This window comes from Intrasporangium sp., assembly GCF_035280925.1.
GTDB lineage: Bacteria > Actinomycetota > Actinomycetes > Actinomycetales > Dermatophilaceae > Intrasporangium.
The window spans coordinates 21,156-46,346 of sequence record NZ_DATEEY010000010.1 but is presented as its reverse complement, the minus strand read 5'-3'; the positions used below and the strand labels follow the sequence as shown (position 1 = coordinate 46,346).

The following is a 25,191-nucleotide window of genomic DNA, read 5'->3' as shown; positions in this document are numbered from 1 at the left end:
CCGTGCGCGACAGGCAGGTTCATCCGGTCAGGATGATGCCTTGTGTCGACCGCCCGCCCAACAATCGGTGAGCACCTGAGGAGGCGCGTCATGAAGGACGGATACCCGCTCATCGAGGACCACGGACTGATTGGGGACCTCCAGACCTCGGCCCTGGTGTCGACCGATGGCTCCATTGACTGGTTCTGTGCACCCCGGTTCGACTCGCCGAGTGTGTTCGGGGCCCTGCTCGACAAGGACAAGGGCGGGTACTGCCGCATCCGACCGGTCGCCGACGAGTTCACGACCAAGCAGCTCTACTTTCCGGATACCGCTGCCCTCGTCACCCGGTACCTGACCGAGGAGGGCGTCGGCGAGGTGGTCGACTTCATGCCGGTGACGAGTTCACACGTCCCGGCGGAACACCACCGGATCGTGCGGCTTCTGCGGTGCATCCGCGGGCAGATGACGTTCGAGATCGACATTGCCCCGCGCTTCGACTACGGCCGCGAACCGCACGAGACGCAGATCAGCGAAGGAGGGGTCGTCTTCCGCGGGGAGGCCACCACCATGGCCGTCAGCATCGTCCGCGAACCCGAGGACGAGGAACTGGGCCGCGGCGGCGCGAACGAGTCCGGGGACGTTCGCGCCGAGCTGACGCTTCGGACCGGGGAGGCCCGCGGGATGATCCTCGACGTCGGGGCGACCGAGGCGCGCGAGACGAGTGTCGGTGAGGTGTGGGACCTGTTCAACGGCACCGTGCAGTTCTGGACGACCTGGCTCGAGCAGTGCACCTACACCGGGCGATGGCGGGAGATGGTCAACCGTTCCGCGATCACCTTGAAGCTGATGACCTACGCCCCCAGTGGAGGCCTGGTCGCCGCGCCGACGGCCGCCCTGCCTGAACAGATCGGTGGCGAACGCAACTGGGACTACCGGTTCACCTGGGTCCGGGACGCGTCGTTCTCGGTGTACGCACTGCTCGCACTGGGCTTCATGGACGAGGCTGTGGCGTTCGGCGTGTGGATGCGGGAGCGGGTCATGGACACCCGCGCGGATGGCACGGCGCCGCTCAACATCATGTACCGCATCGACGGGTCCAGCGAGCTGGTCGAGGAGAGCCTCGAGCACTGGGCGGGCTACCGCGACTCCTTCCCGGTGCGGATCGGCAACGGGGCCGCCGACCAGCTGCAGCTCGACATCTATGGCGAGATGATGGACAGCCTGTACCTGGCTGACCAACGCGGGTTCCAGATGAACTACGCGGGGTGGCTCAAGCTGTGCGGCGTGCTCGACTGGCTCGTCGACCACTGGGACCAGCCCGAGGAAGGGATCTGGGAGACCCGCGGCGGGCGGCAGCATTTCACCTACGGCCGCCTGATGTGCTGGGTCGCATTCGACCGCGGCATCCGCCTGGCCGCCAAGCGAGGATGGCCCGCATCCGTCGACAGCTGGACGGCGGCACGAGACGCCGTGTTCCGCCAGATCATGGAGAAGGGCTGGAGCCCGGAGCGCCAGGCCTTCGTGCAGCACTACGACACCCACGTCCTGGATGCCTCGCTGCTTCGCATGGCCGCGCTCGGGTTCATCGGCCCCAACGACCCGATGTGGCAGTCCACCCTCGACGCGATGGACGAGGAGCTGGTGACCGACAGCCTCGTCTACCGGTACGACCCCGAAGCCTCGCCGGACGGCCTGCGCGGTTCAGAGGGCACGTTCTCGCTGTGCACCTTCACGTACGTCGAGGCGCTCGCCGGAGCCGGTCGGCTCGACAAGGCACGCATCACCTTCGAGAAGATGCTGACCTACGCCAACCACCTGGGCCTGTACTCCGAGGAGATCGCGTTGAGCGGAGAGCAGATCGGCAACTTCCCGCAGGCGTTCACGCACCTGGCCCTGATCAACGCCGCGATCACGCTGGACGCGGAGCTGAGCCGGCGGGCTGAGGGGCGCTGACCGGATCCCAGTCGCTGGTTCCTGACCGACCGCCGACACCTCACCAGGACCCGGACGAGGACCCTCCCCCACCGGAGCCGCTGAAGCCGCCCCCTCCGGAGAAGCCCGAGCTCCCCGACGAGCCGGGCGTGGACGTGAAGGTTCCGGTCGAGGTCGTCGAGAAGCTCTCCACGCCATTGGCGATGCTGCCGAAGTCCGGGAAGGCCGCGCCGCTCCAGATGTACCAGGACGGCATGAGGATCGGCCGGCCTGCCGCGTCGGCCGCCTGGGCGACCTCCGCGAAGGTGCTTGCCCACCGGTCCGCGACGCCGAAGACGACCGCATAGGGCAGGTACCGGCTGAAGATGTTGCTCGCCTCCTCGAAGGCGATCTGCCCCGCCTCCGCCGTCGTGAGGTACTCCTTGAAACCGAGCGACTGGGCAAGGACGGCCGAGCCCTCCGCGGTCTTGGCCGCCATCCTGCCGCCGAGGAACCAGACGATGGCGCCGGCGACGAGCAGGCCGATCCCGAGCACGGCCCCGCCGGTGAAGCCCGAGCCGAGGAGCGCCGTCATCGCGCCCTGGCCGTAGAACAGGATCATCCCGCCGACGACGGCGAGGACGATGCCGAGGCCCTGCCACATGCCCCGCTGCAGCTGCGGCGACGAGCGGAACCAGTGCCGGGTGACGACTTCGTCGTACATGTTCGACTGGATCCTGCGCAGCGTGCTGGCGAAGGTGTTCTTCAGGTCCGAGAGCGCCACGACGTCCCCTCGCGTGCTGAAGATCCCGTCGAGGAGCCGGCGCTCGTAGGGCAGCAGTGTGTCGCCGGCCGGAGGGTCGAGGCGCACGAGGTTCCAGTCCGTCCGCGTGAACATGCCCCCGCCCTCGACCTCCTCGATGCGCAGGTACCCGCGCACGGCGAGGTCGATCAGCGTCGAGGACACGTCGATGGGGTTCGCCCTCTCGTCGATGATCGTCCCGACGAGTCCCGGCGGAACCCCTGCGGGCGGGTGGAACTGGACCGCAACCGTGTCCGGACCGCCGCGCGTCGTCGGCTGCGACTCGCGGTCCGTGACGGACGGGGTGAGCCCGGGCGTGAGATCGGCGTAGCGCTCGTCTCGTCCGCGGGTCCAGACGAGGGCGCCCATGACGGCGAGCGCGAGGACCGGGGCGGCAACACCGGCAGCGGTCGCGGCGGCGTTGGCGGCGGAGGCCGCGCCGGACCCGAGAGTCGAGTCGGCGTTGCCGTCCCGCACGTCCGGCTGAGGGTTGGTGAAGGCCGCGGCCGGGTAACCCGCGATGACGGTCATCGCGTCACCGGGCGCGAGCCCCATGGCAGCGAAGGTCGTCGGACTGCCGGCCCTGGCCTGGCACTGCGTGTCACTGCGGGCCTCACCCTCGAAGCAGGCGACCTGGGTCGAGGCAGCCGGCGCGTTGACGACGACGTTGACGCGCTCCCGCGCGGTCAGCTCGTTGCTGCCGAACACGTTGTAGTGGAACTCCACCGTGCGCGGCTCGCCACCGGGACCCGCGATCGGGTTGAGCACGTTGTGCAGGGTGTAGCGCAGCTCGTAGACCTGGGTGCCCTCGGTCCACTCGTCCGCGCTGCCGATCCGGATCTCCCTGGCAGCGCCGTTGTCGCTGACCCGGAAGTCGGCTGGCGCACCGGAGGGGCTGCTCACCTCCACGTCGGTGAGCTCGTAGTAGCGGTACTTGCCCTCCTGGTCCTGGTAGCCCATCCGCACGACGATGTTGCGGAAGATCCCGTGCCGTTGCTCGCCGGGCGGGAAGCGCCAGGTGATCGTCTCCGAGACCTGCACGCTGCCGTCCGGCTGCAGGTCGTAGACCACGGCGAACCGCTCCATGGCCTCGTCGCCGACCGCGTGTGCCGTGCCTGCCGGGATGAGCACGGCGAATGCGCTGGCAAGCAGCAGGACCAGCAGCGCCCTCAGCCTCGGCCTCGTCTGCATGGCGGGCGTCCCCCTCAGCTGTCTGCGCATCTGCCGGTCATCCCTTGCGACGTGCAGCGCCCACGGCGCGCTCGGCCTCACGGCGGTCCTGCCGCTCGCGGAGCGCGTGGCGCTTGTCGTACTGCCTCTTGCCGGTCGCGAGGGCGATCTCCACCTTGGCCCGGCCGTCCTTGAAGTAGAGCGCCAGGGGCACGATCGTCCGGCCGCTCTCGCGCGTCTTGCTCGCGATCTTGTCGAGCTCGGACCGGTGCAGCAGGAGCTTGCGCTTGCGCCTCGGCGCGTGGTTGGTCCACGTCCCGTTGAGGTACTCGGGGATGTGGACGTTCTCGAGATAGAGCTCGTCCCCCGTGAACATGGCGAACCCGTCGACGAGCGACGCACGGCCCTGGCGCAGGGCCTTGACCTCGGTGCCGGAGAGGACGATGCCAGCCTCGAAGGTGTCCTCGATGTGGTAGTCGTGACGCGCCTTGCGGTTGCTCGCAATGAGTGACCGCCCCTTCTCCTTCGGCACCGGACCGTCCCTTTCTCCACACAGCACGTCACAGCAGTTCGTATGCCGCTGGGCTGGCTTCCGTCCGGCGGCGTCCCCACGCTACCCCGAGGAGGAGGCCACCCCTGATCGGGTGAACGAGATCTGTGGGAGCCGGCCCAGCGGCATACCCCGAAAGCGGTCCACTCGATCGAGAAGTGGGCCCTCAGAGCCAGTTGCGCGGGTTGACGGGGGTGCCGTCCTCGTAGACACCGAAGTGCAGGTGGCAGCCGGTCGAGTAGCCGGTGGTCCCGCTGTAGCCGATGAGCTGGCCGCGCTGAACCGTGCCACCCCACGCCACGATGCTCGACAGATGGTTGTAGCTCGTGACGAGGTCGACGCCGCGGTGAATGCCGTGGTCGATGAGGACCTGGTTGCCCCAGCCGCTCGCGCGCCATCCGGCCCGGATCACCGTTCCGGGGGCGGCGGCTCGGACTGGCGTGCCGCACGCGATGCCCCAGTCGAGGCCGTCGTGGAGCATCCACTTCTGGAGGACCGGGTGCCAGCGCATGCCAAAGCCAGAGGTGGTCCGGCCGTAGGCCGGGTAGGACAGGTAGTTCGAGGGCGTCGGGTCGCTCTGCACGGGCGCCGGGATCTTCGGGGTGTAGGTCTTCCCGTTCCGGGCTGCCGCGGCGGCCTTGGCGCGCTCCGCCCGGATCCGTGCCTCGCGCTCCGCCTTGAGCTTGGCCAGTCGCTTCTGCTCGGCGAGCTTGGCCTGGCGCGCCCGCTCCACGAGGATCGCCTTGAGGCGTGCGGCTTCGCGCTCTGCCTCAGCGAGCTGAGCGCGCTCGTCCGAACGCTGGACCTTGAGGTCGGCCGCAAAGGCGGTCTGCTTGCTGTTGAGGGAGTCGAGATCGGCCCTGGCGGCAGCAGCGTTGCTCGTCGCTGTCACGGCGTTGTTCTTGGCGACGACGGCCTCCTCTCGCGCCGTCGTCGCGACTGCGCTGGCCGCCTCGGCCGCGCGGAGCGCCGCCTCGGCCTGTCGCTTGAGCTCGGCGACCTCGGCGCGGACCGACGTCAGATAGGCCTTGGTCGCCGTGCTGTCGGCGGTCATGGCCGCGAGCCGGTCAATGGTGTCGCTCGCGACGGCGCTGGCCGTGTCCGCCATGACGAGCCGGTCGGCGAAGTCCTGGGGCGAGGTGGAGCCGAAGACCATGCCGAGCTGCGACTCGGTGACGGCACCACCCTGGAAGACCTCGGCGGCGTAGGCATCGAGCGCGTCCTGCGACGACGCCAGCTCCGTGCCGGTCTTCTTGAGCTTGTCGGCAGCGCGCGCCTCGTTGGCCTGCGCCACGGCGAGCTTCTGGGCCACTGCCTCGTTGTGGGCGCGGGCCTGCGCCTCGGCGGCGATGGCGCGGGCCTCGGTCGCCTCGGCCTGTGCCTGCGCCTGCTGTGCCCTCGCGAGTGCGGCCTGGGACTCGGCGAGCCGCTGCTGCGCGACGGGGATGGCTGCGCGGGTCTTCTCGAGGTTGACGTACGCCTTGGCCAGGGCCGCGCTGGTGCCCTCCAGCTGCTGGCTCAGCGCGGCGATGCGCCGATCCGCCTTGCGCTTCTGGTCGGCGACGTCGTCAGCGCGGGCGCCGAGCGCCCCAGCCAGGAGCAGCGTGCACGCGAGCACTGCCCCGAGGGCGGTCCACCGGGCCCTCGCAGATGGCGTGCTGGACGGTCTCACTGGCCACATATGAATCATTGGTACCACAGGCAACACGCTGAAGGCGAGATGTGCGCCCGGTTTGTCCCGTCTGCTTCGCGACCCAAGCCGCACGGCAGCCGCTCGTGCGGCTCCTCACACGCGCAGGTAGCGGCGGAGCGTGACCCAGGAGGTGACGGTCGTGAGCACCACGACGCCGAGCACGATGGCGGGTGCGACCGACAAGACGTCCGCCACCCCGATGAACGCCGTGTCGGTCAGGGTGGCGCTGAGGAAGCCGACCACGCCGTACTTGACGGTGGCCCACAGCATCAGCATGGCGAGACCGACCCCGACCATGCTCGCCAGGACCGTCTCCATGACGAACGGGAAGCGAATGGTCAGGTTCGAGGCTCCCACGAGCCGCATGATGCCGGTCTCGCGACGCCGGCTGAACGCCGCCTGCCGGATCGTCGTCGAGATGAGCATCACCGCGGCGAGGACCATGAGCGAGGACAGCGCAATCGCGGACCACGAGACGGTGTTCATGAAGGTGAAGAACTTCTCGAGCAGCTTCTTCTGGTCCTGCACGTCTGCCACGCCGGGCATGCCCTTGATCGAGCTGGCCACGATGTCGAACTTCGCCGGGTCGGAGAGGTTCACCCGGTAGGAGTCGGCGAAGTACGACTCCCCCGCACGGGCGAGCGGCGAGTTCTGGTACGTCTCCTTGAACCTGCCGAACGCCTCGTCCCGTGACTCGTAGAAGATCTCGCTCACCGTCGGGCGCAGCGCCTCGAGCTCACCCTTGACCGTGGCCCGCTGCTGGTCCGTGGTCGGCTGGCCGGCGCAGTTGGGATAGCGCGTCTTCTCCGCACAGAGCAGCACCGTCACCTGCACCCGGTCGTACCAGTAGTCCTTCATCGTGTCGACCTGCCGCTGTCCCATGAGGCCGAGCCCGAGCAGGTACATCGAGATCATCGTGACGATGACGACCGAGACCGCCATCGAGAGGTTGCGCCGCAGACCGTTGCCGGTCTCACCGAGGAGGAACTGGAGTCGCATGGCTCTGCCTGGTCAGTGCGTGCTCGAGCGCTCTGGCTGGCGGCGGCGGAAGACCGAGAACCGCTCGCGCGGCTCGTCGGCGTCGCGGCCGATGGGCGACAGCTCGCCCTCCTCGTAGGCCTCGGCAGCGTCGAGCGCCTCCTCCCGGAGCGGGTCCGGCAGGTCGTCGGGATGCGCCGGCTCGAGCACGACGCGTGGGATCGATCCCGTCGTGTAGTCGCCCGTCTCGACGTCGGCCACGAGGACGCCCTCGTCGAGACGGATGACGCGTTTGCGCATGGCGTTGACCGTGGCCGTGTCGTGGGTCGCCATCACGACCGTCGTGCCGGTGCGGTTGATCCGGTCGAGCAGCTTGACGATCTCGAGGCTCGTGTCCGGGTCGAGGTTGCCGGTGGGCTCGTCGGCGAGCACGATCGGCGGGCGGTTGACGAAGGCCCGGGCGATGGCGACCCGCTGTTGCTCGCCGCCCGAGAGCTGGTGGGGCAGGCGCTTGCCCATCCCCGCGAGGCCGACGAGCTCGAGCGTCTCCGGCACGATCTGGCGGATCCGCGACCGCGACGCACCGAGGACCTGCAGCGCGTAGGCGACGTTCTGGTGAACCGTCTTGTTGGGCAGCAGGCGGAAGTCCTGGAAGACGAAGCCGATCTCCCGGCGCAGCGCCGGCACCTTCCGGTCCGGGAGCCGGGCCAGGTCGCGACCCGCGACGAGGATGCGGCCCGAGGTCGCGTCCTGCTCCTTCATGACGAGCTGGAGCAGCGTCGACTTGCCCGAGCCTGAGGCCCCCACGACGAAGACGAACTCCCCGCGGGTGATCTCGAGCGACACGTCGTCGAGGGCGGGCCGCTCCGTCCGTGGGTAGGTCTTCGTCACCTGCTCGAAGAGGATCATCGGCTTCCCTGGCTCGCTCGTCGGGGCCCATGCGCCGGGCGCGGAGCCAGCGCTGGGCTGGGACCGCGCTCAGCGGCATACGGCAGCTTTCGTCGTCGCCTTCGAGGCTACGGGCCGACCGGGCGAATCCGGTGTTACCGACGTTTCGGGCGTGGCGCGGCGGTCAGCACCGCTCGGAGGTCAGGCCCTGGCGCGACTCGTCGCCGAGCCGGTACAGCTTGCCCCAGCCCCGGGTGCAGTCGTTGATGGTGCGAACCGGCGTGGAGTACGTCAGCCGCTGCCGGTTGGCGCCGACCTTGAAGCCCCGCGTCTCGAGCTCACCCCGGACGGCGATCCCGGCGTAGGCCCGGTAGGCGAAGCCGCGCACGTGGTACTGCTGCCAGACGTAGACGGAGGCGAAGTTCATCCACGCCGATCCCTTTGCGTCCCTGCAGTAGCCCTTGTACTGGCGGACCGTGAAGGCCTCCATGCCGCGATCCCAGACCACCTTCTTCGTGCCGATCTGCACGACGTTGGTGCAGTTGACGCCGTTGGCGGTCACCGACACGGTCGGAGTACTCGCCGATGGCACGGCGGAGGCGGGTGCGGCGGAGGCGGGTGCGGCGGCGACCGCGAGCGACACGGCGGCGGTCAGCATGGTGAGAGCGGTGATGGAGCGACGGAGACGTGCAGACATGATGGCGTCCTCTCTGACTGGTCGGTGATCTGACCACGTCGGCGAGGATGGGGTCCCCCGGGTCGAACTCGCTCCCCCCGGCCGGTCACTACATAGGACGCGTCGAGCTGCCGGAAGGTTGTCGTCGGGTCAGACCGTGGCGGCCTTCTTCTGCCCGATCTGCCAGCGGATGCCGGCCTCGATGAACCCGTCGATGTCGCCGTCGAAGACGGCGACCGGGTTGCCGGTCTCGTACTCGGTGCGGAGGTCCTTGACCATCTGGTACGGGTTGAGCACGTAGGAGCGCATCTGGTCGCCCCAGCTCGCCTTGACGTCGCCGGCGAGCTCCTTCTTGGCCGCGGCCTCCTCCGCCTTGCGCTGCAGCAGCAGCCGGGACTGGAGGACGCGCAGGGCGGCGGCGCGGTTCTGGATCTGGGACTTCTCGTTCTGCATCGACACGACGATGCCGGTCGGCAGGTGAGTCATCCGGACGGCGGAGTCGGTCGTGTTGACGCTCTGGCCGCCCGGGCCCGACGACCGGAAGACGTCGACCTTGATCTCGTTCTCGGGGATCTCGATGCTGTCGGTGCTCTCGATGAGCGGGATGACCTCGACCGCTGCGAAGCTCGTCTGGCGCCGGCCCTGGTTGTCGAACGGGCTGATCCGCACGAGGCGGTGGGTGCCGCCCTCGACGGCGAGGTGACCGTAGGCGAACGGGGCGTTCACCTCGAAGGTGGCGGACTTGAGGCCGGCCTCCTCGGCGTAGCTCGTGTCCATCACCTTCGTCGGGTAGCCGTGCCGCTCGGCCCACCGGAGGTACATCCGCATGAGCATCTCGGCGAAGTCGGCCGCGTCGACGCCGCCCGCCCCGGCGCGGATCGTCACGACGGCGTCGCGCTCGTCGTACTCACCGCCGAGCAGGGTGCGCACCTCGAGCTCGCCGACATCCTTCTTCAGGGCCGCCAGCTCACGCTCGGCCTCGTCCATGGTGTCCTGGTCGGACTCCTCGGTGGCCATCTCGACGAGCGTCTCGAGGTCCTCGACGCGGCCGTCCATCGTGAGCACCCGGTCGCGCTCCGAGTTGGCGCGGGAGAGCGCAGACGTGACCTGCTGCGCCTTGTCGGGGTCGTCCCACAGGTTCGGGGCGGCTGCCTGCTTCTCCAGCTCGGCGATGCGTGCGCCGAGGGCGTCGAGGTCGGTGACGCCGCGCACCGAGTCCATCGTCGCGCGCAGTTCCTTGATCTCTTGCGTGAAGTCAACAGCCACGATGCAACAGCCTACGGCAGGACAACGATGGGGCCGTATGCCGCTGGGCTCGCTCCCACGGTCACGTGGCCGTGCGCACGTGGTCCGTCAACAAGGGCACGAGGGTGGCGACGTCCGGCAGCGCCGTGAAGTCCGCCGCGAGGGTCTCGGCCCTCTGCCGGTAGGCCGGGTCGTGGGTGACCTCGGCGACCGCGGCTGCGAGCTCCGTCGTTGCCGCCGCACCACCGTCGAGCATCCGCCCGGCGCCGACAGCCTGGACGCGTCCCGCGTTGACCCACTGGTCGAAGGCGAAGAGGGGCAGGACGACCTGCGGGACACCCGCCTCGAGGGCCGCCATCGTCGTGCCGAAGCCGCCGTGCCCCACCATGGCGGAGGCGAGCGGCATGACCTGGTCCTGGGGCCACCACTGACGGACGTGCGCGTTGGCCGGCCAGGGCCGGAGGGACTCCGGGTCGAGCGAGTGACCCGTCGTCAGCAGCACGCGGACCGGCTGGCCGGCCAGCGCCTCGAGGGTGCGGGCGTAGACCTGCGTGAACGTGTCGAAGGCGCCGGCGACCGTGCCGAAGGTGGCGTAGACGAGCGGAAGGTCCGGGTCGCCCCACGCCTCGGGGAGCGAGCCGGTCGGACGAGGGCCCGAGTCGGCGCGGTAGCGCCAGACCGGGCGGTCGCCGTGGCCCGGTCCCCCGTCGAGGCTCGCGGGGACGCTCGTGCAGCAGGGGGAGGACGTGATCGACCGGAGCAGGGTGCCCTGCGCCAGCCCCGCGTCGGACTCAAGCGCAGCGAGCGGCTCGTCGAGCTCTGCCAGCAACAGGGCGGTGACCTCGGCGAGGCCGGCCAGCACCTCGACGTGCGGGACGCGCGCCGCCTGTGCGGCCACGAGCGAGCCGAACTCGGCCGGCTCCCGCACGACGAGGTCGGGGCCCCAGTCGTCGATCGTCGCCAGTACTCCCGGGATCGCGTGTCGAGCGGCGTGTCCGGCGAAGATCTCTCGCACGACCCGGCGGTTGGCCTCCTCCATCGACAGCGTGGGGAGGCTGGCATAGATCGGTCCGGCGATCTGCGGCGGTACGTCGTCGAAGGGCGCGTGGTCGAGACCGGCCCGCCTCACGTGGTTCTCGAACGACGCCGGCGCGGCGACTCGCACCTGGTGACCGGCCCCGGCGCACGCTCGGGCGACCGGGACGAGCGGGGTGAAGTGGCCGGTCGCGGCGGTGGAGCAGAAGAGGATCCGCACCGTCCGAGCATGGCAGTGGCCGGGAGGCGACGTCCGGTGAATGACGCAGCCGACGCCTCGCATCGGTGCACGACGGACTCAGCTCAGCGGCATACGGACTGGAAATGGTGTGCGATTGCGAGCCGCTTCTGGGTAGGGGGTGGCCGTGCTTGGGCGACAGCGAGACTCGCGTGTCGGCCCGGGCAGGCGTGCCCACCCCGGGTGACGCCCACTCTCCACGAGAGGTCACCATGGCCGTCCGCACCAGATCTCGCACCAGTCTCACCACCATCGTGCTCGTCGTCTGGCTCCTCATCGGCGTGGCCGCCGCCTTCCAGCGGGGCTACTTCGGCTCCTCCGAGCCGAGCTGCAGCCGGGTCGGGAGCGCCGCCCTGACGATCATCGCCGGGCCCCTGAACTACCTCGGCCTCGACCCGGAGATCGGCTGCTCGGTGCCGCAGCCATCTGACTAGCCAAGGACAGGCCGTCTAGCCCGTTCGCCGGCGGATGACCTCACGCAGCTCGGCGAGGACCGACACGCCGGGTCGGTCGTTCATGCTCCGCCAGGCCCACACGCCGGAGCCGATCATGGCCAGACCGGCGAGGAGGTAGGTGACCATCGCGCCGGTGTAGGTCAGCTCGAGGACGCCGAGGTCGACGGTGACGGGGAGGCCGAGGAGCGTGTCGAACATCGCCGCGACCAGCGGGGCCACGGCGAGCACGACGACGAGCACGACACCGTCGAGCGACTGCACGAGGGCGAAGGTGCGCCCTCGGATCTCGTCCTCGACGGTGAGTCCGATGAGCGTGTAGCCGACGACCCAGCCGACGCCGACGAAGGCTCCCAGGAGCAGCGCGAGTAGCAGGGACAGCAGGAACGTGGGCACCAGCGCCAGCACCAGCAGCACGGTGCCGGCGCCGATGAGGGCGGCACCGAAAAGCCTTGGGCGGGAAAAGCCGCGGAGCACTCGCGGACCGAGGACGAGGCCGAGCGCCATGCCGCTGAAGACGCTGACGAAGAGCATGCCGTAGCCGGGTGCGCCGGCCCCCATGTCCCCCACGAAGCGCGTGGCGAGACCGATGACGAGCCCTCCCCCGGCGAAGGCGCCGAGCATGCCGGCGATGAGCCCACGTACGAAGGGCCGTTCCTTGAGGATGAGCAGGCCGTCGACGATGCTCCGCAGGACCGACTCGCCCTTGAGCTCCTCCTGCGCCACCCGCACCGGGAAGGTGAGCCCCCAGACGATCCAGGCGCTGACGAGGAACGTCGCGGCGTTGGCGTAGAGGGCGAGGTAGATGCCCTGCTCGTCGATGCCGGGGACGAGGTCGTGCAGCGGCTGTCCGACGAGGGAGAGGCCCGAGAAGAGGAGGGCGGCGAGGGGCGCCGTGCCGTAGCTGCCGATGAGGTTGAGCTGGTTGGCCAGCTCCAGGCGCTTGGGGGGCACGAGGTTGGGGACCGTGGCGTCCTTGGCCGGGTTCCAGAAGAGTGAGATGCACTCGATGAGGACGATGGCGACGTACATCCACCACAGCTGTCCGACGACCGGGATCGACACGAAGAGCGCGAAACGCAGTAGGTCCCCCACCACCATCGTCCTGCGCCGGTCGAGACGGTCGGCGACGACGCCGGCGAGCGGGCCGAGGATGATCGCGGGGGCGATGCGCAGGATGAAGACACCCGAGACGGCGAGGTACTGGCCCACCCCGTCCCGGGCCAGCTCGGCCGCGAGGGCGGTCGTGGCCAGCAGGGCCAGCCAGTCGCCGAAGCTGGAGAGCGAGCCGGCGATGAAGAGCCTCCGGAACGGGCGGATGGCGAGCAGGCTGCGCAGGGCCGGGAAGGACGCGGAGAAACCCGGGTGCGGGGCGGCGCTCCGGCTCATGGCCCCCAGCCTAGGAGGGCGCGGGTGACGAGCCCGGTGGACCAGCGTGCGTCTGTGGTGGAGGTTCGGTGGAGGTTCGGTGATGCCGTTGTCAAGGTCGGCGCCCTGGAAGGTGGCGACGTGTAGGTGGTTGCTGTTCCCTTCGAGTTGGACTCCTCCGAGGCCCGGGGCCCCTCGAAGGAGCCGGGGTTGTACCTGCCGGGCCACCAGATCCGGCCGCCCACCCACAGTTCGACGCACCTCCGTGACGCGATGCCCGGTCGCAGTCCGTGGTCGAAATCTCCGTGCTACCGATCCAGGTCTCGGGTGACACAGCGGCGCCGGCCATGGCGATCGGCTGGCGTGCGGCCGACCTGATCCGCAACTCCCTGACCACACTGGAGGCAACCTCGTGGCGGCGTCACCCTTGGTGCCGCCGCCAGTCGGTTTTCCGCTGCAACGCGGTCATCGGAGCGGCGCGCGAGCGCGCGAGGTGACGGTGATGGTGACGCCACCGCCGAGCGACTCGAGGATCCAGCCGGTCATCGGCAGGGTGGCCCGGCCGCTCAGCGTCACCTCGGCGGTGGTCCCGTCCGGCGTGCCCGTGGGGTGCTGCAGGTTCCAGGTGCTGATTCCCGTGGGTCGGGGGGTTCGCGAGAGGTGCGCCGTCGCTGCCTCCTGGACAGAGTTGTCGGAGAGTACGAGAGGTCCCTCGACGCCGCCCTCGTACACGGCTCCGACGTCGAGTGCGTCGGCCGCATCGAGGGCGAGCGCGTCGGCTGTGTCGAGCAGGCGCATCCGTGCCAGCTGGGCTGCGGTCACGTCGATCGCACCGAGGATGAAGACGAGAACGACGACGAAGAGCCCGAGGATGAGGACCGCGATCTGACCGTCCTCAGTGGGCCGGCGTGGCGGCAGCGGGCCTCTCATCGGGCCACGTAGGTGTCGACGCTCGCGACGTGCGTCGACGAGATCGTGACCGAGCCCGGAATGCTCCCGGCGAGGAAGTCGGGAATGAGGGGTAGCTGCACGTCGATGACCGCGGTCGTGGTGACCACACCTCCAGGACGCAGACATGGCGAGCCATCGCAGCGGACCGACAGCGTCGCTTCACGGTCGAAGTCGAAGTCCTCGAACGCGATGGTCGCCGCAGCGACGGCTCGGGCGTGCGCGTGATCATCCTCGTCGCTCGTGACGAAGGCACGCCCTGCCTCTCGGCCGGCGAGCGATGCAGAGAAGGCCGCGCCCTGGATCCTCGCCAGGGTGAGGACCAGATACGTCAGCGGCAGGAGCAGGAGGATGCCCAAGAACACGAACTCGACGATGGCGCGCCCTCCCTCCCCCGGAGTACGCGGCGGCCCGGGCCAGCTCACCGCGGGCTCAGGCTGGTGGCCGCGGACACCTGCTCCTCGCTGAACGCCCGGCCCTGCACGTTGAATCCGTCCTCCGGGCCGATCGGTCCGATGAGCGGAAGCGGCGCGACGACAGTGACGACGACGACTCTGATGCCGCCAGGGGTCGTTGTCGTCTGGGCCGAGATGTCCGTTGCGAACGAGGGGTTCAAGGCGGAGGTGATGAGTGCCTCGGTCCGGGCCACGCCGTCGCGGGGAGCGGCGTCTGCACGCGCACCGAACCTGGCTCCCTCTGACGCCGACGCGATCAGGGTGTTGCGGACATAGAGTGCGATGGCAATCTGCAGGACCGCGAGGACGACGAACAGCAACAGCGCTGCCACCATGACGAACTCCGCTATCGCCGAGCCATCCTCCGATCGAGCCTGGTCGCGATCGGACAGCTGACCAAGGACGGCCATGCGTCAGCGGCCACCCGGCCCGCTGACGCTGCCGATGGCATCGGTGAAGAGGGTCTCGAGCTGGTCGCCTGCGACGGCCCAGAGCAACGTCACGAGTCCGGCAGTCATCAGGGTGATGAGCACCCATCCAGGCACGTCGCCCCGATCAGACGGCCCACGAAGAGCCTGTCCCAGCCGCATCCCTGTCCAACGGCCGAGCCGCGTCGTCGTCATGTTCCCGGTGCGCATCGTGCGTTCTCCTCGTTCCTGTCGTGATGGATACACCTGCGTGGTCGGAACTGGCTCACAGCTCGAAGCGGAGGAAGCTCAGTCCTGGGTAGATGGCGAACAGCACCGTTACGGGCAATATGAGGAAGACGACGGGAACCATCATGAGGATCTCCCGTTTGCCGCCCTGCTCCATGAGCACGCGTCGGCCTTCCTCGCGTACGTCCTGAGCCTGTGCACGGAGGACCTCTGCCAGAGGCGTGCCCCGCTCGACTGCGATGACGATGCCGTCGACGAACCGGCTCAGGCTCGGCAGGCCGGTCCGGGCCGCGAGTCCCTGCAGCGCGGCTGGCAGGTTCGCACCGGCCCGAGCGTCGGCAAGGCATCGGCGCAGCTCGTCCGCGAGCTCCCCGTCGGACAACCGGCAGACCCGCTCGAGCGCTCCGGTGGCTCCCTCGCCTGCGCTCACTGCCAATGCGAGCAACTCTGCGACCGTGGGGAACTCGCTCAGCATGCGCTGCTCACGCCGGCGGGCCGTGTGACTCAGTGCGTAGTCACGCAGGATCGCTCCCAAGGCGAATCCGATGACGGCGAGCAGCACCAGGACAGGCACCGAGAGGTGGCGCTTGGACAGCCCCACCAGACCGCCGCCGACGAGGCCGAGGATCCCCCCGGCAGTTGCCCAGATCACCTGTTCCGCCCGGAACCGCTCGACGTCCGCTGGACGCCCGGCGCGCAGCTGGCGCCTGGCCACCGATGGGGCGCCCCCGAGGACCCGCTCCATTCCGTCTCCGAGGCGCCGCAGGTGGGGCGCGAGGATCTCACCGAGCCCGAGGACTCGGGGCATCGCAGAGCCGGAGCCGAGCAGGCGTGACGGTGGGGGCGTGTCCCGAAGGTAGGGGGCGAGCCTCGCGTCCAGGCCAGGACGACGGGATACCGGAAGCCCGGCAACGATCAGCGACAACCCAGCGAGCAGGAGCACGCCCGCAGCGGCGCCGGCCCACGACCACCCGCCCAGGACCAGCTCCCTGATGAGCTGCACCGGCTCGTTCACCGCAGCACCCGCTCCTCTTCCGGGAGTCGACCGATCCACACCATGACCCGGTAGGCCACCGCACACAACGCCGCACCGAAGGCGAGCACGACCCAGCCGGCCGGCGCGGCGTAGGCCTGCAGCGAGCCGCCCCGCAGAGCCAGCATCGCGAGGACGATCCACGGTGCCGCCACCGCGAGGCGGGCCGCGTTGACCGTCCAGCTCTGCCGAGTCTCGAGTTCCGCACGCGTCCGGGCGTCCTCGCGAAGGAAGGCAGAGAGCGTCCGCAAAAGCTTGCCGAGATCGCTGCCGCCGACCTCTCGGGCAATCCGGAGCGACTCGATCAGCCGGTCGGCCACCGGGTCGCTCATCGAGTCCTTGAGCCGATCCAGGCCCTCGTGGAACCGCCCGGTGGCGCGATAGTCCTCAGCGAAACCGGCAAAGGCCGGGCGCAGCTCCTCGGGCCCACGGATCGCCAGCTGCGCCAAGGCTTCCGGCAGGGCCAAGCCGGCACGCACTCCGGACGTGATGTTGTCCACGGCGTCCGGCCACAGGTCGCGCAGTCTGCTCCGTTGCCTGCGGGCCCTCATGCGGATCAGCGAGATGGGGGTCGCGGCAGCGATCAGTCCGAAGCACAACGCGATCGGCACGACAGCGGTCGCCACCAGGAAGGCCAGGAAACAGACGACGAACAACACCATCGAACCGACCAGCACGTTCGTCGGCGTCACGGTGGCGTAGCCGGCTTGGTGCAGGTGGTCGCGAAGCTCGGCGATGAAGCCGGGACTCCTGCGCTGCCGTTCCTCAGCTGGGGCCTCCTCCCTCGGCCAGAACGACCAGTAGATGCAGAACACTCCCGCGCCGAGGACGAGTCCGACGACAGACGGCGACATCACGGCGTCCGATGCGAGAGAAGGGCGGCAACGTCGTAACCGGCTCGTTCGAAGGCCTCCACCTGCGGAGGGAAACCATCTGCCCGCTCCAACCTTCCGCCGCGCGTGACGAAGAGGTCGGCGATCTCGATGACGTCACCCTCGGCACGACCGGGCACCCCCACGATCTCTCGCACTCGCCGTTGACCGTCACGCTCGAGCGCCACATGCACGACCAGGTCGACGGACGAGGCCACGGTGGGCACGACGAAGCGACTCGAGACGTTCTCTCCCGCGAGCAGCGGGAGAGTGCACATCTTGGTGACCGCCTCACGCGCGCTGTTGGCGTGCACCGTGCACATCCCGGGGACTCCGCTGTTCAGCGCGATGAGGAGGTCAAGGCTCTCCTCCTGCCGAACCTCACCGACGATGATGCGCGAGGGACGCATGCGCAGCGCCTCCTTGACGAGTCGTCGCAGCGGCACCTCGCCAGTGCCCTCCAGGCTCGGCTGACGGCACTGCATCGAAGCGACGTCCCGGAGCGGGATCTTCAGCTCGAACACCTCTTCGCAGGTGACGACTCGTTCCCGCGGCGGGATCGCCGCCGCAAGGCAGTTCAGCAGGGTCGTCTTGCCCGCCTGCGTGCCGCCAGCGACGAGGATGTTGAGCCCGCTCGAGACGGCGGCCGCAAGAAAATCGGCTGCCTGCTTCGTCAGCGATCCGAGCCGCACGAGATCCTCGAGCCGGTCCGCCTTGACGACGAACTTGCGGACGTTGACCTGCCAATGGGCACGGCTGATGTCCGGGATGACGACGTGCAGCCGCGACCCGTCCGGCAGCGTCGCGTCGACAAACGGTGAACTGAGGTCGACCCGGCGACCACTTGTCTTGAGCATCCGTTCGACGAGGTCGCGAACCTCGTCGAAGGTGAGGATCGTCGGGGTCAGCTCGGCGACGCCGCCGCGGGCGACGAAGACCCGGCTCGGCTCGTTGATCCAGATCTCCTCGACGGTCGGGTCATCGAAGTACTGCTGCAGCGGGCCATAGCCGGCGACCACCGCAAGGATGGAGTGGACCGCTGCTCGGATGTCGCCCAGCTGTGGAAGGCCGCCGTGCAGGGATCGTTCGTCGTAGTCCTGAACAGCGTCCTGGACGAGGCGTCGCACTCCCCTGGGGTCCCGGGAGGGGTCGAGGCCGGTACGGCGGATCAGCTCCCTGACCTCGCCCTCGACGTGGCGCACCGCCTGTTGCGTCGACACTGAACCCCCTGACTCGACCGGCCGGCGACCATCCTGCCGTCAAATACCTGATTCGTCGCGTCGAAAGCCTAGGCACCGCCACAGCCCGCTGCAGCCCGAGCGAGCTGGCCTGTGGACAACGGGGCGGGCCGAGTTCCCCCGTGCGCAAGGGTTTGCCGTGGGGACCGACAGCAGGGAGGCGCAGATGCGTATTCGGATGGGCCTCGTCGGTCCGCCGCCGGCAGCAGAGGTGCGGGAAATCCTCATCGACACGGGCACTGGGCCGGGCGCGGCCGAGGACTCCGTCACGTTCGGCCAGGTTCGGCCGAAGCTCGCCGCCCTCCTTCCCGGCCCGTGCGACCGGTTCAGCGTGGATGGGTGCGAGGTCACGGATGACGATGTCATCGGCGCAGGAAGCCTCCTTCGCGGTGCGCTCCTTCGAGCCGCCCCCAGCCACCATCAGGACAAACCAGCACACCGTATGCCGCTGGGCTCGGGAGCGTTCGTCGAGCTGCACATCGTGGGTGGCCCGGGCGCAGGTCGGATCGTTGCCCTCCGACGTGGGGAACAGGTGCTCGGGAGAGCGGCTTCGAGCGACATCCGGCTCGACGACCCCGGCATCTCTCGCGCGCACGCCGTGATCACCGCCGACGACGCTGGGCTCCGCTTTCGCGACCTCGACCCGACAAACCCGAGCACCGTGGACGGCAGCCCCGTCCCCGCGGCAGGGTCGCACCTCCCGCTTGGGAGCCGGATCCACCTCGCGTCGACAACCCTCGTGCTGCGGCGCCCGGAGACCACACCCGCCGCCGCGGAGTGCTCGGGCGGGACCGTGCGAATCAACCGCCGCCCCCGCTTCCTTCTTCCAACGGAGACCGAGACCATCCGCTTCCCTCCCGCGCCCACCCGTCCGGAGGGCGCCCGCGCCCCCGTCGTGGCCGCAATGGCGCCCCTCGTCGTCTCCGTCGGGCTCGCGACGGTTCTGCGATCTCCCGTCATGCTCCTGTTCGCCCTGATGTCGCCGGTCCCGCTGCTGGCTCAGTGGTGGAGCGATCGGAGGCACGGGCGGGTGTCGTACCGCACCCAGCTCGCCGAGCACTCCCGCGAGACGGCTCGGGCGGAGGCGCGAATGGGCGAGGTGCTGGCGGCCGAGAGCCGACGGCGTCACCTCGAGCAGCCTGATCTGGCCGCGGCCGGTTCGATCGCCAGCCTCCGTGACGCGCGCGTGTGGGAGCGCCGCCCCGGGGACCCGGACCACTTGGCGCTCCGCGTCGGCACGGCCGACCAGCCTGCCGAGACGAGGGTGGAGAGACCGGACGGGGCCGAGAGGCCAACCGTCCGTGGAGTCCCTGCGGTCGTCCACCTTGAGGCGCAGGTGGTCATCGGTATCGCCGGGCCACGACTTGGATCCCTCTGCGCCGCAAGCGGTCTGATCGCCCAGACGGCAATCTGGCACTCGCCGCGCACCACCCGTGTGGTGGTGATCTCGGCCTCCGCCACCGCCGAGGCAGACTGGGCCTGGGCCAGCCGGCTACCACACACGTTCGGCGGAGATCACGGGCCACTGGCGACCGTGGCCTCGACCCGGGACGAGGCTGCCGTGGCGGCCCGCCTCGCGGAGCTCGGTGCGGTCATCAGCGCCCGCACGGACCGACGAGCCGTCGGTGGCACGGCCGGTCCTCCCCTCCCTCGTTTCGTGGTGGTGCTCGACGGCGCGGCCAAGCTTCGATCCCGTGCCGACGTCGCGGCGCTCCTCGGGGCTCCGCGCGACGTGGGGGTACTCGTCATCGGGATCGATGACGGCGCAGGGCGCCTTCCCGTGGAATGCGGGGCCCAGCTCGAGATCGACGACGGACGCGCGCCACGAGCGACGCTTCACCTCGCCGACCGAACGATCACAGGGATCACCCCGGACCTACCCCACCGGGCCTGGTTCGACTCCGTGTCCCGCTCGTTGGCGCCCCTCGACGACGCGACACCGGAGCAGGGCCTCGGCACGCCGCCCGGCTCGATGGGGTTGCGCGAGGCCAACCTGCTCACCGGCCTGGACCCGACCGTGGCGGACGACCTCGTCGCGTCCTGGTCGGCGTCCACCGGTCGACCCGTCGCGGTGCTCGGAGCCGCGACTGACGGGCCGTGCCTGCTCGACCTCGCCCAGGACGGACCGCACTGCCTCGTCGGCGGGACCACGGGCTCCGGCAAGTCCGAGCTGCTCCAGGCGCTCGTCAGTGGGCTGGCCATGCGAGCGGGTCCCGATGCGCTCACGTTCGTCCTCGTCGACTACAAGGGTGGGTCGGCGTTCAAGGAGTGCGCCCACCTGCCACACACGCTTGGCGTGGTCACCGATCTGGACGAGCACCTCACCGAGCGAGCACTCGTGTCACTTGCTGCCGAGCTCAAGAGGCGCGAGGCGCTCCTGGCCGCAGCCGGCGCGAAGGACCTCGACGAGTACCGCCGTCTCAGGGGCGGGGACCCGGACCTGCCACTGATCGCCCGGCTCGTCCTGGTCGTGGACGAGTTCAAGATGCTGGTGGACGAGCTACCGGACTTCGTCGAGGGCCTCGTGCGGATCGCCGCCGTGGGCCGCTCCCTCGGGTTGCACCTCGTCCTCGCGACCCAGCGACCGGCCGGGATCATCACCGGCGACATGCGTGCCAACATCTCGCTCCGCATTGCGCTCCGGGTGCGGGACCGGGCCGACAGCGACGACGTCATCGAGAGCCCCGCCGCAGCGGAGATCAGCGACCGCGCCCCCGGACGCGCGTGGGTGCGTACCGGCGGGGGCCGCCTCGTCGAGGTCCAGACGGCCTACGCGGGCGCCCTACCGCGCAGCGAGCTGTCAGCGGTCCCTTCACATGTCCACGTGGTGCCGTTGACCTGGGCCGATCTCGGCCGTCCCCTGCCAGCACTCCAACCCTCGGCAACGAGCCACGGCCCCACCGAGCTGGAGTCGGTGGTCCGCGCAGCCCGAGATGCAGCCGAGCTCCTCCGCGTGACTGCTCCACCGTCCCCGTGGCTACCCGCCCTGCCCGAGCGGCTGCAGCGAGACGCCCTCCCGCCCGCCGGCGCGCCCGGAGCAGTTGCCATCGGTCTCGTCGACCGACCAGAGGCCCAGTGGCAGGGGGCGTTCACCTGGCATCCGGTGACCGATGGCAATCTCGCCGTGGCCGGAGGAGCTCGGACCGGACGATCGACGCTGTTGCGCACGCTCGCCCTCGGCCTGGCCGAGCTGTGGTCCGCCGCGCACCTTCATCTCCACGTGATCGAGGGTTCCCCGGGCGCACTGCGGGACCTCGCGTCCCTGCCCCACGTCGGGTCGGTCACGAGCACCGCCGAGCCGGCCCTTGCCGCGCGAGTCGTCTCGCGCCTCACCGACGAGGTGGCACGCGCTCGGAGTCCTGATGCTCGGAGTCACCCACTGATCAGCCTGGCGAATCAGTGGGCCAGTTCGCGGGACGCTGCACCAGATGCCGGCCGGCAGGTCGTCCTCCTCGTCGACGGGTGGGAGGCCGTCGAGGGCGCCTTCGAGGACGTCGGTCACGGCGCACCGACCGAGGCGCTGCTCCGGCTGGCCCGAGACGGCCTGTCCTCCGGATTCCGACTGGTGGTCACCGGCGGCCGCTCGGTCATCTCCGGGCGACTCGCCAGCCACCTGCAGCACCGGCTCGTCCTGCCCATGCCCGACCCGCTCGACCTGACGCTGGCCGGGCTGCCACCGGCCCAGACACAGGGACACCGCGGCACCGGCCGGGCCATCGACGTAGCGACTGGCCACCACGTGCAGCTCGCACACGTCGGACCCGACCCGACGGCGGAAAGCCAGACCCGTACCACGGCAGTCGTTGCCGAGCGTCTTCACGCAACCTCCGAGATCGACCCGGCACGGCTGCCGTGGCGTGTGGCTCCGCTCCCACCCACGGTGGGCTGGGACCAGCTCCCTCCGCCCATCCCCGACCGACTGAGTATCGGGCTCGGCGACGACGACGTCCGACCGGTCGGCTTCGAGGGCCACAGGCACGGACGCCGGATCGTCGTCGTGGGCGGTCCGCGCAGCGGCCGCACCACCGCGTTGGCGACGCTGGCGCGACAGCTGGTCACCGCGGGACACCCAACCGCGGTGATCGCGACCCGGCGCACCCCGCTCGGCTGGCTGAGCGGCATACGGCACCTTCACCTCCTGCCGGCGAGCGAGGATCACGAGCTCCGGGCCCTGCGCCGCTCCCATCCCGACCTGTCCGTGCTCGTCGATGATGCCGAGGGGCTCGACGGCACTCCCGCCGAAGCGGTCGTCCTCGACGTTCTCCAGGACCTGGACGGCTCGGGCGCCTGGTGCGTCGCCACGGTCGACGCACGACGCGCCGCCAGCCTCTACCGCGGGCTCGTCCCAGAGCTCGCCCGGCACGGCACCGGCCTGGTGCTCTCGCCGAGCTCACCGGCCGACGGCGACGTTCTCGCGATTCGTGTGGAGCCGGAGCGTCAGCGCGTCCCCGGCCGCGGCCTCATCGTGCTCGACGGGATCGCCGTCCCAGTCCAGGTGGCCGACTCGTTCCCGGCGCCCAGTGGGGACGAAAAGCTCGCCACCGCATGTTCACCGGCGCGCAACGGTGCGCACACCGCGGAGGTCCTCCTGAGTCCCCAAGGTCGCGCACGCTCCGTGTGGTGACCAGCGGCGTGGGCCCGGCGTCTCACGGGAGCGCCGGGCCCCGCTCATCATCCCCGGGTGTGCCAGGCGCGCGGCAGATCGCGCACTTGGCACACTGCCTTCTCGTCCGTATGCCGCTGCGCTCAGCGGGTGCGCACGGGCAGGTGGGTGCGGGGTGCCATCCGCGGTCCGCGACGGGCTCTGCGGTGCCCCGCCAGGGCGAGCAGGTGCTGCACCCTGAAGCGATGCCCGGCATAGGGCTCGAGCAGCTCGGCGAGGCCCGCGTCGTCGACGGGGCGACCGACCAGCGCCCAGCCGATGTCCTTGGCGACGTGGAAGTCGCCGAAGCTCACGGCGTCGGCGTCCCCCAACGCGCGCTGGGCGACTTCGGCGGCCGTCCAGACGCCGATCCCGGGAATGGCGCGCAAGCGCGAATGAGCTTGCGGCAGAGTAAGGCCCGCACACTGGTCCAGGCGCCCCGCGACCTTGGCCGCGCGAACGAGCGCGCCCGAACGCGCCGGGTCGACCGAGGCCCGGAGCCACTCCCAGGAGGGGATCCTCGCCCAGTCCGCCGGCCTCGGTGGCAGCCAGAGTGCCGAGCCGACCGGCCCGGGTGCCGGCTCCCCGAACCGCCGGACGAGCCTGCGATACCCGGCAGAGGCCTCCTGACCGGTCACCCGCTGCTCGATGACGGCCGGCGCCAGCGCGTCCATGACGAGACCGGACCGGGGCACTCTCCAGTGGGAGAAGCGATGCCAGGCGGCCGCGACGACCGGGTGCTGCGGCTCGAACCCCGCCGGGTCGTCGTCCGCGCCGAGGAGGCTGGGCACGGACTCGAGCAGCCAGGCTGCCCCAGCCCCCCACGCCGTGCACTCGACCAGGGACTCAGCTGCGCGGCATACGAGATGGATGGTGGCCGGCCCCTCGGGTGTGTGCGCGGCCCGCGTGAAGGATCCGTCGGCCTCCCAGCGGGAGGTCGGGTCACCCGCACCGCGGTGGAAGTCGGACAGCTGCGCGCGCAGGAGGATCTCTCGGTCGACGCGCCACGAGCGCACCTTCGGCTGGGACGCTTCGGACACAGAGAACAGTCTCGCCTACACTCAACCCCGATCGTTGAAACCTTTACCCGCCCGATGGCGTTAGACAGCAACGACTGCCCGACCAACAACCACCGGAACGAGGAACGATGGCCCGCGAGACGACCCGAGACCGACGTGAGCGCGTCGCCGCCATGCAAGCCCAGGCGAAGCGGTCCGAGCGTCGGCGACTGCTGCTCGTGGTCGGGGCCGTCGTCGTCGTCCTCGCCATCATCGGCGGCGCGGTGGCCTGGGCGATCCTCGGCGAGCAGAACAAGAAGGATGCGGCGCTGGCGGGCATGATGGGCGACGTCACCGCGGCCGCGTGCGACCCGATCATCGACGACCCGGCCACGGGTTCGGCCGACCACGTCGGCCCCGGCACGTCGGCACCGGACAAGGTCCAGATCGACTACGCGACGGCCCCGCCCTCGAGCGGCCAGCACCTCGCCCAGCCGGCCCTCTCCGAGCGGCGCGTCTACACCGTCGCCGACGCCCCTGCGATCGAGGCCCTCGTCCACAACCTCGAGCACGGCTACACGATCCTCTGGTACGACCCCTCGCTCGAGGAGAGCCAGGCGTCGCAGTTCGCCGCGCTGGCCGAGCGCATCAACGCCATGGAGGAATCCCAGAACAAGTTCATCATCACGCCGTGGGACACCTCGCGGGGCGCGTTCCCGGAGGGCAAGAAGTACGCCCTGACCCACTGGTCCGCCGACGTGAACCTGCAGACCGGTGAGATCGGTGAGCAGATGGGCAAGCGCCAGTACTGCGGTGGCCTCAACGTCACCGTCGTGGAGGACTTCGTCAAGGCCTACCCGTGGTCCTCCGCGCCCGAGCCCGGCGCCGCCTGACCATGGCCGGCGACTACGCCCCGAGCCCCTCGGGCTGGGTCCGCAGACAGGTCGAGACGATCGAGGCGACAGGCACCACGGACTCCGTGGACATCATGGGCCGACCCGTGGTCCTGCTGACGATGCGCGGCGCCAAGACGGGGGCCACTCGCAAGGTCCCGGTCATGCGGGTCGAGCACGACGGGGCCTATGCGGCGGTGGCGAGCCAGGGCGGCCGCCCGGACCACCCCCAGTGGTACCACAACCTGCGCGCTCATCCCGAGGTCGACCTCCAGGACGGCACCGCGACCTTTCGCGTCCGGGCGCGCGAACTCGACCCGGACGAGCGGGCCGAGTGGTGGCCCCGGTGCGTCGCCGCATATCCGCCCTACGCCGAGTACCAGGGCAAGACCGACCGCGTCATCCCCGTCTTCGTCCTCGAACGCGCCTGACCTGCCCGCGACCGGCCCGAGGATTGAACCGCGGGGG

Annotated in this window: 22 protein-coding genes; 5 read left to right on the top strand and 17 right to left on the bottom strand. The window is 70.1% G+C overall.

The features are described from left to right. Positions 1-90: 90 nt before the first annotated feature. Complete coding sequence (locus VJN29_RS00815) at positions 91-1,935, top strand: glycoside hydrolase family 15 protein (protein ID WP_324141459.1); 1,845 nt, start codon at positions 91-93, stop codon at positions 1,933-1,935. Positions 1,936-1,975: 40 nt separating this feature from the next. Here VJN29_RS00815 and VJN29_RS00810 read toward each other — a convergent pair whose 3' ends face one another. The 8 genes from VJN29_RS00810 to VJN29_RS00775 form a co-directional block, all read right to left on the bottom strand. After that, entirely contained in the window at positions 1,976-3,886 is a 1,911-nt protein-coding gene (locus VJN29_RS00810; RefSeq protein WP_324141458.1) for a DUF2207 domain-containing protein, read from the bottom strand. 37 nt (positions 3,887-3,923) lie between these two features. After that, entirely contained in the window at positions 3,924-4,397 is a 474-nt protein-coding gene (smpB, locus tag VJN29_RS00805; protein ID WP_324141457.1) for an SsrA-binding protein SmpB, read from the bottom strand. A gap of 184 nt (positions 4,398-4,581) precedes the next feature. Continuing rightward, entirely contained in the window at positions 4,582-6,096 is a 1,515-nt protein-coding gene (locus VJN29_RS00800) for a peptidoglycan DD-metalloendopeptidase family protein (protein WP_414654307.1), read from the bottom strand. Positions 6,097-6,201: 105 nt separating this feature from the next. After that, a complete protein-coding gene (gene ftsX / locus VJN29_RS00795; RefSeq protein WP_324141455.1) occupies positions 6,202-7,107 on the bottom strand; it encodes a permease-like cell division protein FtsX in 906 nt (301 codons plus the stop codon). A 12-nt stretch (positions 7,108-7,119) separates the two neighbouring features. Next, positions 7,120-7,995 carry a cell division ATP-binding protein FtsE gene (gene ftsE, locus VJN29_RS00790; protein WP_324141454.1) on the bottom strand — a complete coding sequence of 292 codons (876 nt, stop codon included), beginning with the start codon at positions 7,993-7,995 and terminating at the stop codon, positions 7,120-7,122. 163 nt (positions 7,996-8,158) lie between these two features. Then, positions 8,159-8,671, bottom strand: coding sequence for a hypothetical protein (locus VJN29_RS00785; RefSeq protein ID WP_324141453.1), 513 nt, complete (start codon positions 8,669-8,671; stop codon positions 8,159-8,161). Between the two features lie 129 nt (positions 8,672-8,800). Further along, positions 8,801-9,916, bottom strand: a complete 1,116-nt coding sequence (gene prfB / locus VJN29_RS00780) for a peptide chain release factor 2 (protein ID WP_324141452.1) — start codon at positions 9,914-9,916, stop codon at positions 8,801-8,803. 61 nt (positions 9,917-9,977) lie between these two features. Further along, positions 9,978-11,150 carry a glycosyltransferase gene (locus VJN29_RS00775; protein WP_324141451.1) on the bottom strand — a complete coding sequence of 391 codons (1,173 nt, stop codon included), beginning with the start codon at positions 11,148-11,150 and terminating at the stop codon, positions 9,978-9,980. Between the two features lie 230 nt (positions 11,151-11,380). Here VJN29_RS00775 and VJN29_RS00770 point away from each other — a divergent pair, with 230 nt between their 5' ends. Then, complete coding sequence (locus tag VJN29_RS00770) at positions 11,381-11,602, top strand: hypothetical protein (RefSeq protein WP_324141450.1); 222 nt, start codon at positions 11,381-11,383, stop codon at positions 11,600-11,602. A gap of 15 nt (positions 11,603-11,617) precedes the next feature. Here VJN29_RS00770 and VJN29_RS00765 read toward each other — a convergent pair whose 3' ends face one another. The 8 genes from VJN29_RS00765 to VJN29_RS00730 form a co-directional block, all read right to left on the bottom strand. Then, on the bottom strand, positions 11,618-13,009 hold the full coding sequence (locus VJN29_RS00765; protein WP_324141449.1) for an MFS transporter: 1,392 nt from the start codon (positions 13,007-13,009) through the stop codon (positions 11,618-11,620). A 444-nt stretch (positions 13,010-13,453) separates the two neighbouring features. Continuing rightward, entirely contained in the window at positions 13,454-13,918 is a 465-nt protein-coding gene (locus VJN29_RS00760) for a pilus assembly protein TadG-related protein (RefSeq protein WP_324141448.1), read from the bottom strand. Next, positions 13,915-14,301, bottom strand: coding sequence for a pilus assembly protein (locus VJN29_RS00755; protein WP_324141447.1), 387 nt, complete (start codon positions 14,299-14,301; stop codon positions 13,915-13,917). The genes VJN29_RS00760 and VJN29_RS00755 overlap by 4 nt, the downstream gene beginning before the upstream one ends. 56 nt (positions 14,302-14,357) lie before the next feature. Next, the gene (locus VJN29_RS00750) at positions 14,358-14,801 is read right to left on the bottom strand and encodes a TadE/TadG family type IV pilus assembly protein (protein WP_324141446.1); all 444 of its coding nucleotides are present in this window, start codon (positions 14,799-14,801) and stop codon (positions 14,358-14,360) included. Positions 14,802-14,804: 3 nt separating this feature from the next. After that, the gene (locus tag VJN29_RS00745) at positions 14,805-15,029 is read right to left on the bottom strand and encodes a hypothetical protein (RefSeq protein ID WP_324141621.1); all 225 of its coding nucleotides are present in this window, start codon (positions 15,027-15,029) and stop codon (positions 14,805-14,807) included. A 55-nt stretch (positions 15,030-15,084) separates the two neighbouring features. Then, positions 15,085-16,062 carry a type II secretion system F family protein gene (locus tag VJN29_RS00740; RefSeq protein WP_324141445.1) on the bottom strand — a complete coding sequence of 326 codons (978 nt, stop codon included), beginning with the start codon at positions 16,060-16,062 and terminating at the stop codon, positions 15,085-15,087. Beyond that, entirely contained in the window at positions 16,059-16,934 is an 876-nt protein-coding gene (locus VJN29_RS00735; RefSeq protein ID WP_324141615.1) for a type II secretion system F family protein, read from the bottom strand. The genes VJN29_RS00740 and VJN29_RS00735 overlap by 4 nt, the downstream gene beginning before the upstream one ends. Continuing rightward, on the bottom strand, positions 16,934-18,172 hold the full coding sequence (locus tag VJN29_RS00730) for a CpaF family protein (RefSeq protein ID WP_324141444.1): 1,239 nt from the start codon (positions 18,170-18,172) through the stop codon (positions 16,934-16,936). Before VJN29_RS00730 ends, VJN29_RS00735 begins: the two co-directional genes overlap by 1 nt. A gap of 157 nt (positions 18,173-18,329) precedes the next feature. Here VJN29_RS00730 and VJN29_RS00725 point away from each other — a divergent pair, with 157 nt between their 5' ends. Then, complete coding sequence (locus VJN29_RS00725; protein WP_324141443.1) at positions 18,330-22,814, top strand: FtsK/SpoIIIE domain-containing protein; 4,485 nt, start codon at positions 18,330-18,332, stop codon at positions 22,812-22,814. 122 nt (positions 22,815-22,936) lie between these two features. On the opposite strand, the gene VJN29_RS00720 is transcribed toward VJN29_RS00725, so the two are convergent. Then, a complete protein-coding gene (locus VJN29_RS00720) occupies positions 22,937-23,872 on the bottom strand; it encodes a DNA-3-methyladenine glycosylase 2 family protein (protein ID WP_324141442.1) in 936 nt (311 codons plus the stop codon). 107 nt (positions 23,873-23,979) lie between these two features. Between VJN29_RS00720 and VJN29_RS00715 the strand changes: the two genes are divergently transcribed. Then, entirely contained in the window at positions 23,980-24,723 is a 744-nt protein-coding gene (locus VJN29_RS00715; RefSeq protein WP_324141441.1) for a DUF3105 domain-containing protein, read from the top strand. Next, complete coding sequence (locus VJN29_RS00710) at positions 24,720-25,154, top strand: nitroreductase family deazaflavin-dependent oxidoreductase (protein WP_324141613.1); 435 nt, start codon at positions 24,720-24,722, stop codon at positions 25,152-25,154. The genes VJN29_RS00715 and VJN29_RS00710 overlap by 4 nt, the downstream gene beginning before the upstream one ends. Positions 25,155-25,191: the final 37 nt, after the last annotated feature.